Here is a 12,527-nt window from a genome sequence, read left to right as displayed (position 1 = left end):
TCGCGCACTTCGCCGAGCGGGTCGGCCGGCCCGACTGGAAGGCCGCGGCGGGCTTCCTCGCCGAGTACCTCGACGTCCTCGACCTCCAGGGCGTCCTCGACTACACGGAGCTCGTCCACCGGGCCGTCCTCCTCGCCGAGGAGATCAGCCTGCCCGCGTACGACGCGATCTACGTCGACGAGTACCAGGACACCGCCGGTTCGTGTCTCAGGGGGGTGTCGGCCGCGTCCGTCTCCACCGGGACGCCCGCCGAGGTGAGCGCGCGGCGCAGGGACGGGAGGTGGGCCGCGGCGCGGGTGAGGACGGCCATGTGCTGCCAGGGGACGCCGTCCTCCAGGTGGGCCCGGCGCAGCAGGTCCGCGATGTTCTCGGCCTCCGCCGAGGCCGTCGGGTAGGTGTACGCCTCGGCGCCGCCCCCGGCCCGCGCCGCCGTGAGGTCCCGGTGGGCGCGGACCTTGTCGGCGGGGAGCCGGGGCATCGGCATCCGCTGGGCGAGCAGCCGGGTGGCCGCGAGCAGCCGTTCGCCGGAGCGGCGCGCGGTGCGCAGCACCCGGACGTCGGCGCCGCCGAAGGAGGCGGGGAAGTCGAGGATGCCGTTCACGTCGGCGCCGCGGAAGGCGTAGATGGACTGGTCGGGGTCGCCGAAGGCGACGACCGTGCGGCCGCCGCCGGCGAGCGCCCGCAGCAGCCGGACCTGGGCCGGGTCGGTGTCCTGGTACTCGTCGACGTAGATCGCGTCGTACGCGGGCAGGCTGATCTCCTCGGCGAGGAGGACGGCCCGGTGGACGAGCTCCGTGTAGTCGAGGACGCCCTGGAGGTCGAGGACGTCGAGGTACTCGGCGAGGAAGCCCGCCGCGGCCTTCCAGTCGGGCCGGCCGACCCGCTCGGCGAAGTGCGCGAGGGCGTCGGGTCCGAGGCCCAGCTCGCGGGAGCGGGCGAGGACGGCGCGCACCTCGTCGGCGAAGCCGCGGGTGGTGAGGCAGGCGCGCAGCTCGTCGGGCCAGCGGATGCTGCCGAGCCCCTGCTTCCCCAGGTCGATGTGGCCGGCGAGCAGCTCCCGTACGGCGAGGTCCTGCTCCGGTCCGGAGAGCAGCCGCAGCGGTTCGGCGAACAGGTCGGCGTCCTGGTGGGCGCGGATCAGGGCGTAGCAGTAGGAGTGGAAGGTGGTGGCCTGCGGCGGCCGGCGGCCGCCGAGCCGGGCGGCCATGCGGTCGCGGAGTTCGACGGCGGCCTTGCGGCTGAAGGTGAGGACGAGGATCCGCTCGGGGTCGGCGCCGTTCTCCATGCGGGTGGCGACGGACTCGACCAGGGTCGTGGTCTTGCCGGTGCCGGGTCCGGCGAGGACGAGAAGAGGTCCGCCGGCGTGGTCAACCACTTCGCGCTGGGTTGCGTCCAGCTGAGGGGAGTCCATCGGGGCCGGCGTGGTACGCACCAGTCGGTACGCGCCCGGGTTCCGCTGCCGTCCCGGACCCGGGTACGGCTGTCCCTGGTTCGGCGCCGTGCGCCGGGTGGTCGAGGAGGTGCTCACGTGGGTCGCCGGTCCTGGTGGGAGTGGTGGTGCGGGTGAGGCGGCGGTCCGCCGCGGCCGGCCGCCGGGCTCGTCGCTCCGGCGCCGTCCCGGGGGACGCGAACGTCGACGTTACGCGAAACGGCCCGCCGCCGAGCCGTACTCCGCGTCCCGTTCCGTACCGCTTCCGTCCGCTCCGGGCCGCCGCCCTCGGTGCCGTCCGCCCTGTCCGGCCCGCCGTGCACGGTGCCTTCCCGGCGGTCCGGCCCGCCGCGCACGCCGTCCCGCGCGTGCGTCCCCGGTCGGCGCCCTCAGGTGTGAGTTCCGTCCCAGCGCGCCCGCCGCATGTCGATCCTCGGCAGGTGCCCCTCGGCCGCCGGGCCCCGCTCGCGCAGCGGTGTGCCCTCCTCGCGGTAGTGGTCGAGGGCCCTCAGCTCGTGCCCGGGAAGCAGCGTCCCGTCCGCGCGGACCACCCGCCACCAGGGGGCCGTCCCGCCGTACAGTGCCATGACCCGGCCGACCTGGCGGGGCCCGCCCTCCCCCAGCCATTCGGCGACGTCGCCGTAGGTCATCACCCGGCCGGGCGGGATGCCGTCGGCGACGTCGAGCACCCGTTCCGCGTACGCGGGCAGTTCTCCGGGCTCCCCCACGAGTACCTCCTTGCTCATCCGCCCCATCCTGCCTCACCCCACCGACATGGCCCTGATGCCTCCGCGCGGCGGCTCTTCGTGCCACCATCGTCCGGGCGGTGACTGGTGATACGAGATCAAGAGCGACAAGTACAAGAACAAACAGACGAACAGCAGCGAGACCGAGAACGACCCGACGCGCATGCAGAGACGGACATGGTGATGGCCCCGGACACCCAGCCCCCCGAGGGGGGCCAGGCCGACGTGCCCGAGCGGGTCTCCGGCGACGAGCCGCTGCTCGCCGCACGCGTGCACCGACCCTCGGACCTGATGCGGCTGCTCGCGGGTGTGCTCGCCATCGGCCTCGTGATCGCCGTCGCCGCGTTCGCCCACGCGACGACCTCGGGCCTCGAGGAGGACATCAACAAGGGTGCCGTCGGCGCCCCCGACGTCTTCGTCAAGATCGCCGGCCTGGTCTCCTCCATCGCCGTCCTGCTCGTCCCCGTCGCCTTCGCCATCGAGCGCCTGATCAAACGGGACGGGCTGCGCATCGCGGACGGCGTCCTCGCCGCCGTCCTCGCGCACGGCCTCACCCTCGCCACCGACCTCTGGGTCGCCCAGGCCGCGCCCGGGACCATCCAGGACGCGCTGACCCAGCCGGCCTCCGGCGGCGGCCTCACCGACCCGGTGCACAACTACCTGGCGCCGGTGATCGCCTACATGACCGCCGTCGGCATGGCGCGCAGGCCGCGCTGGCGGGTGTCGCTCTGGGTGGTGCTGCTGCTCGACGCGTTCACCATGCTGGTGGCCGGCTACACCACCGCCCTCTCGATCATCCTCACCGTCCTGATCGGCTGGACGGTCGCGTACGGCACGCTCTACGCGGTCGGCTCGCCGAACGTCCGGCCCACCGGCCAGACCCTCCTCGCCGGCCTGAGACGCGTCGGCTTCCGCCCGGTCACGGCGCTGCGCGCCGAGGGCGTGCCCGACTCCTCGGACAGCGGGGACCGGGGCCGCCGGTACATCGTGACCCTGGAGGACGGGCCGCCGCTCGACGTCACCGTCGTCGACCGCGAACAGCAGGCCCACGGCTTCTTCTACCGCGCGTGGCGCCGGATCACCCTGCGGACGATCACCACCCGCCGGTCGATTGTCTCGCTGCGCCAGGCCCTGGAGCAGGAGGCGCTGCTCGCGTACGCGGCGATCGCCGCCGGGGCCAACGCGCCGAAACTGATCGCCACCTCCGAGCTCGGCCCGGACGCCGTGATGCTCGTCTACGAGCACACGGGCGGCCGCAGCCTCGACTCGCTCGACGACGACGACATCACCGACGACCTGGTCCGCAGCGCCTGGCGGCAGGTACGGGCCCTCCAGTCGCGCCGGATCGCGCACCGCCGGCTCACGGGCGACGCGATTCTGGTGGATCGTTCCGGCAGGGTGATCCTCACCGACCTCCGCGGCGGCGAGATCGCGGCCGGCGACCTGATCCTGCGGATGGACATCGCCCAACTGCTCACCACGCTCGGCCTGCGGGTCGGTGCCGAGCGCGTGGTCGCCGCGGCGGTCGAGGTGCTCGGCCCGGACGCCGTCGCCGACTGTCTGCCGCTGCTCCAGCCGATCGCGCTGAGCCGCTCCACGCGCGCGACGCTGCGGAGACAGGCCCGGGAGCGGTCGGCACGCGAGCGCGAGGCCGTGCTCGCCGCCTCGGAGGCGGCCAAGCACGAGCGTGAGCTGGCGAAGGCGGAGGCCGCGGAGGCGGCCGCCGGCCCGACGTCCGCGCGAGCCGAGACCAAGGCCGAGAAGAAGGCGGACAAGAAGGCCGAGAAGCGGGCCCTGGACACGGCGCTCGACGAGGCCCGCGAGGAGGATCTGCTCGCCCAGATCCGGCAGCAGGTGCTGCTCATCCGCCCGCTGGCGCCGGCGGAGCCGGTCCGTCTGGAGCGGATCAAGCCGCGGACCCTGGTCAGTCTGATCGCGGGCGCGGTCGCCGCGTACTTCCTGCTCTCGCAGATCTCCCGGACGCCGCTGTCGACGGTCAGCGAGGCGGACTGGCGCTGGGTCGCGGCCGCGGTGCTGTTCTCCGCCTTCAGCTATGTGGCGGCGGCGATGAGCCTGCTCGGCTTCGTGCCGGAGCGGGTCGGGTTCTGGCGGACGGTGGTGGCCCAGGTCGCCGGCTCGTTCGTGAAGATCGTCGCCCCGGCGGCGGTCGGCGGCGTCGCCCTGAACACCCGCTTCCTCCAGCGCGCGGGCGTGCGCCCGGGACTCGCGGTCGCGAGCGTCGGCGCCTCCCAGCTCTTCGGGCTCGGGGCGCACATCCTGCTCCTGCTCGCCTTCGGCTACCTCACGGGAACGGAACGCTCGCAGTCCTTCACCCCGTCGAGGACGGTCATCGCCGGCCTCCTCACGGTCGCGGTGCTCGTGCTCGTCGTGACGGCGATCCCGTTCATGCGGAAGTTCGTCTCGACGCGGCTGCGCTCGCTGTTCGCCGGTGTGGTGCCGCGCATGCTGGACGTGCTCCAGCGGCCGATGAAGCTGGTCACCGGCATCGGCGGGATGCTGCTGCTCACCCTCACCTTCGTGCTGTGCCTGCACGCCTCGATCCAGGCCTTCGACCACGAAGGCGTGTCGATCAGCTACGCGAGCGTGGCCGTCGTCTTCCTCGCGGGCAACGCCCTCGGGTCGGCCGCGCCGACCCCGGGCGGCGTCGGAGCCGTCGAGACCGCGCTCACCCTGGGTCTGGTGGCGGTCGGCCTGCCCGCCGAGGTCGCGACCCCGGCCGTGCTGCTCTACCGCATGCTGACCCTGTGGATCCCGGTCCTCCCGGGCTGGCTCTGCTTCAACTGGCTGACGAAGCGCGAGGCGCTCTAGAGGGTCCTGCCGACTAGGCCGTCTCTTTCGGATCTTGCCGGTCGAGCCCGCGTCGCCCGGTGCCGTGCATCGCAAGGCGGAGAGGTACCCGGGTACGGGACGTACCCGGGTACCTCGACAACGCGGCGAGGTGCGGTGCCGGGCGGCGCGGGTCAGGCAGGATCCGGAAGAGACGGCCTAGCCCGGCCCGATCGGCACGACACCCCCTGGGCCGCGCCGGGTCCCACGGCCCGGCCCCCGGCCGAGCACACTCCGCGCGGGTCGAAGGAGACGAGGTCGTAGCGTCCGCGCAGGGCCTCGTAGTCGTTGGCGAAGCCGGGCAGCGCGGTGACGCCGGAGCCGCCCGGCCCGCCGAAGTTGAAGACGAGCGATCCGATCCGCCGCTCCTGGTCGCGGGCCCGGGCCCGGATCAGCGCGAGCTCGATGGTCTCGCCCTCCGGCACCGACCAGTCCAGCGGGGTCTGGAGGAAGGAGCACTCCCAGACGGCGCCGTCCGCGGCCGAGGGCGGCGGACCGGCCCCCTCCCCGCTGCCCGGCGGCGCCGTCTGGGAGTGCTCCTTCCTCCAGACCCCGCTGGACTGGTCGGTGCCGGAGGGCGAGACCATCGAGCTCGCGCTGATCCGGGCCCGGGCCCGCGACCAGGAGCGGCGGATCGGATCGCTCGTCTTCAACTTCGGCGGGCCGGGCGGCTCCGGCGTCACCGCGCTGCCCGGCTTCGCCAACGACTACGAGGCCCTGCGCGGACGCTACGACCTCGTCTCCTTCGACCCGCGCGGAGTGGGCCGCAGCGACCCGGTGGAATGCCTCACCGACAAGGAGCTGGACGCCTACTACGCCCTCGACTTCACGCCCGACGACGAGGCCGAGGAGCGGACGCTCTCCGACGCGCAGAAGAAGTACGCGGCCGGCTGCGAGCGGGACGCGGGGCCCGCCCTGCCCCACGTCGGCACCGAGAACGCAGCCCGGGACATGGACCTGATGCGCCAGGTCCTCGGCGACGACAAGCTCCACTACTTCGGCATCTCGTACGGCACCGAACTCGGCGGCGTGTACGCCCACCTCTTCCCGAAGAACGTCGGGCGGGCCCTCTTCGACGCCGTCGTCGACCCGGAGGCGGGCGTCGAGGAGGGCGCGCTCGGCCAGGCGAGGGGCTTCCAGCTCGCCCTGGACAACTTCGCCCGGGACTGCGTGGACCGCGGCGAGGAGTGCACCCTGCCCGGCTCCACCGTCGCCGAGATCGAGACCTTCGTGACGGACCTCCTCGCCTCCCTCGACAAGGAGCCGATCGCGGGCATCGGCGACCGCAAGCTGACCCAGACGCAGGCCACCAACGGCATCGCGCAGGCCCTTTACTCCAAGGAGTTCTGGACCTATCTGGAGCAGGGCCTCTCGGACGCCGAGGGCGGCGACGGGGCGCTGCTCCTCACCCTGTCCGACTCGATGAACGGGCGCGGCCAGAACGGCTCGTACAGCAACATCCAGGCCGCCAACGCCGCCATCAACTGCGTCGACTTCAAGCAGCGCTACACCCTCGGCCAGGCGAAGGAGCGGCTCGGCCAGTTCCGCGAGGCCTCCCCCGTCTTCGGCGACTTCATGGGCTGGGGGCTCTCCAGCTGCTCGCAGTGGCCGGTCCCCGGGAGCTGGGAGCACCCGGACGTCTCGGCCCCGGGAGCGGCCCCGATCCTGGTCGTCGGCAACACCGGCGACCCGGCCACCCCCTACGAGGGCGCCCGCTCGATGGTGAAGGCGCTCGGCGACGGCGTCGGGGTCGAGCTGACGTACGAGGGCGAGGGCCACGGCGCCTACAACAGCGGCAACGCGTGCGTGAAGAAGGCGGTCGACGGCTACCTCCTGGACGGCAAGGTCCCCGCCTCCGGCACCGTCTGCAAGTAGCGCCGGGGCTCCCCGGCCGGGGAGTTCGGCGCCCCGGCCGGGCCCGGCCGCCCGGCGGGGCACCCCCTAGGATGGCCGCCTTGTCGGGCTCCTGGGGGGAACACATGTCCATACGCATACGGGTGGCGGCGCTGGCCGTCACCGGGCTGCTGGTCGCGGGCTGCACGGGCGGCGGGCCGACCGTGCGGCCCACCGCGCCGGACGCCAGGCCCACCGCGTCCGACGACGAGCCGTCGGCGACCGGCCCGACGCCCTCCGCCACCGCCGCCGTTCCCCCGCTCCCCGCCTCCCTCACCGGCCAGCGCCCGGACTGGACGTCCTGCCCGGCTCCCGCCGGCGGGGAGAAGCCCGGCGGGCAGTGGCGCTGCGCCACCGTGAAGGTGCCGCTCGACCACGCGAAGCCCGAGGGCCCCACGCTCCCGATCGCCCTGATCCGCCGGAAGGCCGACCGGGCGGACCAGCGCATCGGCTCGCTGCTCTTCAACTTCGGCGGCCCCGGCGCCTCCGGCGTCGACCTCCTGCCGCGGCTGGAGAAGGACTACGCGAAGCTCGCCACGCGCTACGACCTGGTGGGCTTCGACCCGCGCGGGGTCGGCCGCAGCTCCGGCGTGGTCTGCCGCACCGACGCCGAGCAGGCCGCCGCCGAGGCCTCCGTCGACCTCACCCCGGACTCAGCCGCGGAGGAGGCCGCGTTCCTCGCGGACAACGCCGCCTTCGGCGCCGGCTGCGCCCGCCGCTCCGGCACCGTCGTCCCGCACACCACGACCACCGCGACGGCCCGCGACCTCGACCTGGTCCGGCGGGTCCTCGGGGACCGGAAGCTGCACTACTTCGGCATCTCGTACGGCACGCAGCTCGGCGGCACGTACGCGCACCTCTTCCCGCGGAACGTGGGCCGGCTCGTCCTCGACGCGGTCGTCGACCCGACCGCCGACAGCGTGGGGCACGCCCGCCACCAGACGATCGGCTTCCAGCGGGCCCTGGGCAACTACCTGAAGAGCACCGGCCAGGACCCCGAGGACGGGACCCAGCGGATCGCCCGGCTGCTGCGGAAGCTCGACCGCGCGCCGCTGAGGGTCGGCGAGCGGAAGCTCACCGAGGGACTCGCGCTCACCGGCATCGCGGTGACGCTCTACGGGCAGGCCAACTGGCCCCTCCTGACGTCGGCCCTCGCGGACGCCGAGAAGGGCCGCGGCGGCGCCCTGCTCGAACTCGCCGACTACTACAACGACCGGGACGCGGACGGCCACTACGCCACCCAGTCGCACGCGCAGCGGGCGATCTCCTGCGCCGACTCCAGCTCCCGGCCGACGGCGGCGGAGGCGAAGGCCCTGCTCCCCGAATTCCGGCGCCTCTCACCGGTGTTCGGCGCGTTCCTCGCCTGGGACACGGCCGGCTGGTGCGCCGAGTGGCCGGTGAAGGGCGAGCGGGCGACCCCGGAGGCCGGTGCCCCGGGCTCCGCCCCGGTCCTCGTCGTCGGCACGACGGGCGACCCGGCGACCCCCTACGAGGGCGCGGAGAAGATGGCGAAGGAACTCGGCGAGGGCGTCGGCGTCCTCGTCACCAACGAGGGCGAGGGGCACGGCGCGTACGGCACGTCGGCGTGCGCGACCTCGACGATCGACGGGTACCTGCTGGACGGGAAGGTCCCCGCGTACGGCACGACCTGCTCCGGCGGGACGGTGCGCGGCACGGCGTGACCCGGACGCGGGAAGGGCCCGGATCCCCCGTGGGGATCCGGGCCCTTCCTCGAACCGGCTAGTAGACCGGCTTCTCGGGCTCGATCTGGTGGACCCAGCCGATCACGCCGCCGCCGACGTGCACGGCGTCGGAGAAGCCCGCGGACTTCAGCACCGCGAGGACCTCCGCACTGCGGACACCCGTCTTGCAGTGCAGGACGATCCGCTTGTCCTGGGGGAGGTCCTGGAGGGCGGTGCCCATCAGGAACTCGTTCTTCGGGATCAGGCGCGCGCCCGGGATCGAGACGATCTCGTACTCGTTCGGCTCGCGGACGTCGATGATGTCGATGTTCTCACCCTCGTCGATCCACTCCTTGAGCTGCTTCGGAGTGATCGTCGAGCCGAGGGCCGCCTCCTGGGCCTCCTCCGACACGACGCCGCAGAAGGCCTCGTAGTCGATGAGCTCGGTGACGGTCGGGTTCTCGCCGCAGACCGCGCAGCCGGGGTCCTTGCGGACCTTCACCTGGCGGTACTGCATCTCCAGGGCGTCGTAGATCATCAGGCGGCCGACCAGCGGGTCGCCCACGCCCGCGAGGACCTTGATGGCCTCGGTGACCTGGATGGAGCCGATGGACGCGCACAGCACGCCCAGGACGCCGCCCTCGGCGCAGGACGGGACCATGCCCGGCGGCGGGGGCTCCGGGTAGAGGCAGCGGTAGCAGGGGCCGTACTCGGACCAGAACACCGACGCCTGGCCGTCGAAGCGGTAGATCGAACCCCAGACGTACGGCTTGTTCAGCAGCACGCAGGCGTCGTTCACCAGGTAGCGGGTGGCGAAGTTGTCGGTGCCGTCGACGATCAGGTCGTACTGGCTGAAGATGTCCATCACGTTCTCGGCCTCGAGCCGCTCTTCGTGGAGGATCACGTTCACGTACGGGTTGATGCCGAGCACGCTGTCACGCGCCGACGCGGCCTTGGAGCGACCGATGTCGGCCTGGCTGTGGATGATCTGGCGCTGGAGGTTCGACTCGTCGACCTCGTCGAACTCCACGATGCCGAGCGTGCCCACGCCGGCGGCGGCCAGGTACATCAGCGCCGGCGAGCCGAGCCCGCCGGCGCCGACGCACAGCACCTTGGCGTTCTTCAGCCGCTTCTGCCCGTCCATCCCGACGTCCGGGATGATCAGGTGGCGGGAGTACCTGCGGACCTCGTCTACGGTGAGCTCGGCAGCCGGCTCGACCAGGGGTGGCAGCGACACGGGGACTCCGGTTGTCGGTATGTCAGTACGGTTGTTCTCCCCGTAACACTGCCACGCCTCTTCTCATTCCGAGACACCCGGTCCGATCCGCGAGACGATTTCGTCCCAGTAGCCGGGCAGCGAGTGGAATGGCGCACTTTGTCCTGGACCCCCCGGGCGGTCGGTGAAGAAGATCGTCCCGGCCCCCTGCCAGCGGGCGATCCGCAGGGCCTCCTCCAGGTGGGTGCGGGGTACGCCGTGCACCAGGTGGACGAACTTCGACTCCGTGTACTCGGCGGTCCACTCGGCCACCTGCGACCAGCGGTAGTCCGCCCAGCCGCCCGAGAAGGTCACGAGCTGGTCGGCGGCCTCGGCGTAGCCGGGGTGGGGGTGGGTGCCGAGGCCGAGGACGAGGTGGGCCTCGCCGCCGAGGATCGCCTCCAGGCTCGCGGTGACCCGGCGCACGCCTGCCAGGTCCGCGCGGTCCGCCGGGCAGCGGTCCAGGTAGTAGCCGTCGACCTTGTACCAGTCGACGAAGCGGTGCGCGTCCGAGACCAGTTCGCCGAACGGGCGGGAGCCGTGGGCGGCGTCGAGGTGTCCGAGGACCCTGACGCCGGCGTTGCGGAGCCGGCCCGCCGCCTCCAGGCAGTGCGGGTCCGGGCGGCTGCCCGGACCGTCCGCGACGTTGAGCACCGCCCAGTGCACCGGGGTGCCCGGGCGGGTCAGTTCGCCCCACTCGACCGGGGCGAGGAGCGGGTGGGCGTACCCGGGCACGCCCACCCCGAGGGCCTCCTTCACGGCCCCGGTGGTCGCGGTCAGATGCGACACGCCGCCTCCATCCAGATGTCGGCGAGCGACTCCTCCAGGTTGATCCGGGGCCGCCAGCCGAGCCGGTCGCGGGCGGTCCGGACGTCGGCCTGCTGCCAGGGGCCGCAGCCGTCGGGGTACGGGTAGGGGGTGGAGGCCAGCTGGTCGGCGATGGTCCCCTCGGTGCGGGGGGCGCCGATCATCGGGCGCTGCGGCATGCCGTGCGGGGCGTCCAGCTCGTGCAGGTTGCCGGCGAAGCCGGCGACCCTGGCGAGGACGGCGGCGGCGTCCCGGAGGCGGACCGCGCGGCCGGTGCCGATGTTGACGACGCCCTGGGCGGCGGAGAGCGAGGCGGCGTGCACGGCCCGCGCCACGTCCCGGACGTCGACGAAGTCCCGCTGTACGCCGAGACCGCTGAGCTTGAGCTCGCCGTCGCCGGCCTGCATGGCCCGGCGCATGGCCTCGGCGAGCCGGCCGAGCGGGGAGCCGGCCGGGGTGCCGGGGCCGACCGGCGAGAAGACGCGGAGGACGACGGCGTCGAGGCCGGAGCCCAGGACGAGTTCGGTCGCGGCGAGCTTCGACACGCCGTACGGGCCGCCGGGGCGGGGTACGGCGTCCTCGGCGGTGGAGGAGCCCGGCTGGCTGGGCCCGTACTCCGAGGCGCAGCCGACCTGGACGAGGCGGGCGCCGCAGCCGCTGCGGCGCAGGGCCTCGCAGACGGTGGCGACGGCGACGGTGTTGTGCCGGGTGAGGTCGCGGGCCCCGCCCCGGGTGGCTCCGGCGCAGTTGACGACGACCCCGGGGTGGACGGCGTCGAGGAACCGGGTCAGCGCGCCCGGGCTGCCGGAGGCCAGGTCGAAGCGGACGTCGGCGTCGTCGCCCCGGCCGAGCGCGGTGAGGTGGACCGCCGGGTCGGCGAGGAGCCGGTCGGCGACGAAGCGGCCGATGAAGCCGTTGGCTCCGAGCAGTAGCACCCTCATCGTGCGGCCCCTTCGTGCCGACCGGCCGTTGCTTGGGCTTGCGGGGTCATGGTCTTCGGTCTCCTTGCGGGGTGATGAGAGGGGTGACGGGTCGCGCCCGAGGCGTCGGCTCCGCGGGTGCGAAAGGGGGTCTCACGGGGTGGCGTGGGCCGAGGCCCGGGAGAGGGAGCCGGTCGCGTGGGCCAGCAGGCCGAGCGCGGCGGCGCCGCAGACGAGGGTGGGGACGACCCCGGGGCCCCAGGTGTCGACGGCGGCGCGCACGGGGGCGGCGAGCGCGTCGAAGCCGGGGACGGGGACGCGGGCGGCGAGGACGCTCGTGAGGGCGAGCGCCTCGGCGGCACTGGCGGCGGCGAGGGCGGCCGAGGCCGTCTCGGGGAAGCCGTGGACGGTGAGGAGGCGGGCGAGCAGCAGGAGCGCGCCGAGGGCGAGGGCGCCGGGGCTGAACCCGGTGACCGCGAGGAGGAGGGCGAGGGCGAGGAGCGGGAGGGCGACGGTGCCGAGAAGCAGCGGGCGGACGCCGGCGGCGAAGTCGGCGAGGCCCCGGCTGTCGCCGATCCGGCGGCGGGCCCGGTCGGCGAAGAGCCGGGCGGACCAGGCGGCGGGCGCGACGGCGAGGGCGAGCGCGAGGAGGGGTCCGGGGGCCAGGTCCCAGGGGCCGTCGGGGCCGCCGCTGAGCACCTGGGTGAGGAGTCCGTCGCCGCAGACCGCGTAGGCCGCGAGCCATCCGGTCCAGAGTCCGGCTGCGGGCACGCCGCCGCCGGCGGGGGCGCGGAGGGGTCCGCGCCGGACGGCGAGGAGGAGCGCGGCGGTGAGCAGCAGGGCTCCGGTGACGCCGACGGCGAGGCGGACGGGGCCTTGGGTGGTGGCGAGTCCGACGCCGGTGAGCGCGAGTCCCTCGGTGAGCTTCCGCTCGCCGACCCTCAGCGG

General features: G+C 73.9%; 8 protein-coding genes and 2 pseudogenes. 3 read left to right on the top strand and 7 right to left on the bottom strand.

What is annotated here, in order from left to right; translation table 11 throughout:
* Both EAO70_RS30565 and EAO70_RS30560 read right to left on the bottom strand, forming a co-directional pair.
* A pseudogene (locus EAO70_RS30565) lies at positions 1-1,528 on the bottom strand (ATP-dependent helicase); the annotation flags it as partial.
* 290 nt (positions 1,529-1,818) lie between these two features.
* The gene (locus EAO70_RS30560) at positions 1,819-2,184 is read right to left on the bottom strand and encodes an MGMT family protein (RefSeq protein WP_148006074.1); all 366 of its coding nucleotides are present in this window, start codon (positions 2,182-2,184) and stop codon (positions 1,819-1,821) included.
* A 168-nt stretch (positions 2,185-2,352) separates the two neighbouring features.
* Between EAO70_RS30560 and EAO70_RS30555 the strand changes: the two genes are divergently transcribed.
* Complete coding sequence (locus tag EAO70_RS30555) at positions 2,353-5,004, top strand: lysylphosphatidylglycerol synthase transmembrane domain-containing protein (RefSeq protein ID WP_148006073.1); 2,652 nt, start codon at positions 2,353-2,355, stop codon at positions 5,002-5,004.
* 152 nt (positions 5,005-5,156) lie between these two features.
* Here EAO70_RS30555 and EAO70_RS30550 read toward each other — a convergent pair whose 3' ends face one another.
* A complete protein-coding gene (locus tag EAO70_RS30550; RefSeq protein WP_261993121.1) occupies positions 5,157-5,447 on the bottom strand; it encodes a hypothetical protein in 291 nt (96 codons plus the stop codon).
* On the opposite strand from EAO70_RS30550, the gene EAO70_RS30545 reads away from it, so the two are divergent.
* Both EAO70_RS30545 and EAO70_RS30540 read left to right on the top strand, forming a co-directional pair.
* Entirely contained in the window at positions 5,362-6,897 is a 1,536-nt protein-coding gene (locus tag EAO70_RS30545; RefSeq protein WP_410091587.1) for an alpha/beta hydrolase, read from the top strand. The two genes, EAO70_RS30550 and EAO70_RS30545, sit on opposite strands and share 86 nt — an antisense overlap.
* 104 nt (positions 6,898-7,001) lie before the next feature.
* Positions 7,002-8,597: an alpha/beta hydrolase gene (locus EAO70_RS30540; protein WP_148006071.1), complete on the top strand. Its 1,596-nt coding sequence runs from the start codon at positions 7,002-7,004 to the stop codon at positions 8,595-8,597.
* Positions 8,598-8,655: 58 nt separating this feature from the next.
* Here EAO70_RS30540 and moeZ read toward each other — a convergent pair whose 3' ends face one another.
* From moeZ to EAO70_RS30520, 4 genes and pseudogenes are all read right to left on the bottom strand, one after another.
* Complete coding sequence (gene moeZ / locus EAO70_RS30535; protein WP_148006070.1) at positions 8,656-9,834, bottom strand: adenylyltransferase/sulfurtransferase MoeZ; 1,179 nt, start codon at positions 9,832-9,834, stop codon at positions 8,656-8,658.
* 63 nt (positions 9,835-9,897) lie between these two features.
* Entirely contained in the window at positions 9,898-10,641 is a 744-nt protein-coding gene (locus EAO70_RS30530; RefSeq protein ID WP_148006069.1) for a spherulation-specific family 4 protein, read from the bottom strand.
* Complete coding sequence (locus EAO70_RS30525) at positions 10,629-11,600, bottom strand: NAD-dependent epimerase/dehydratase family protein (RefSeq protein ID WP_148006068.1); 972 nt, start codon at positions 11,598-11,600, stop codon at positions 10,629-10,631. Before EAO70_RS30525 ends, EAO70_RS30530 begins: the two co-directional genes overlap by 13 nt.
* Positions 11,601-11,732: 132 nt before the next feature.
* A pseudogene (locus tag EAO70_RS30520) lies at positions 11,733-12,527 on the bottom strand (hypothetical protein); the annotation flags it as partial.

Origin of the sequence: Streptomyces sp. adm13(2018), assembly GCF_008042145.1 — a bacterium.
Lineage (GTDB): Bacteria > Actinomycetota > Actinomycetes > Streptomycetales > Streptomycetaceae > Streptomyces.
The sequence above is the reverse complement of the archived record's forward strand: the minus strand, read 5'-3'. Positions and strand labels throughout refer to the sequence as shown.

What these genes read in the sequence shown, in the direction of transcription:
- EAO70_RS30560 (WP_148006074.1), bottom strand. Translation starts at nt 2,184, where the DNA reads ATGGGGCGGATGAGCAAGGAGGTACTCGTGGGGGAGCCCGGAGAACTG.
- EAO70_RS30540 (WP_148006071.1), top strand. Translation starts at nt 7,002, where the DNA reads ATGTCCATACGCATACGGGTGGCGGCGCTGGCCGTCACCGGGCTGCTG.
- EAO70_RS30525 (WP_148006068.1), bottom strand. Translation starts at nt 11,600, where the DNA reads ATGAGGGTGCTACTGCTCGGAGCCAACGGCTTCATCGGCCGCTTCGTC.
- EAO70_RS30555 (WP_148006073.1), top strand. Translation starts at nt 2,353, where the DNA reads ATGGTGATGGCCCCGGACACCCAGCCCCCCGAGGGGGGCCAGGCCGAC.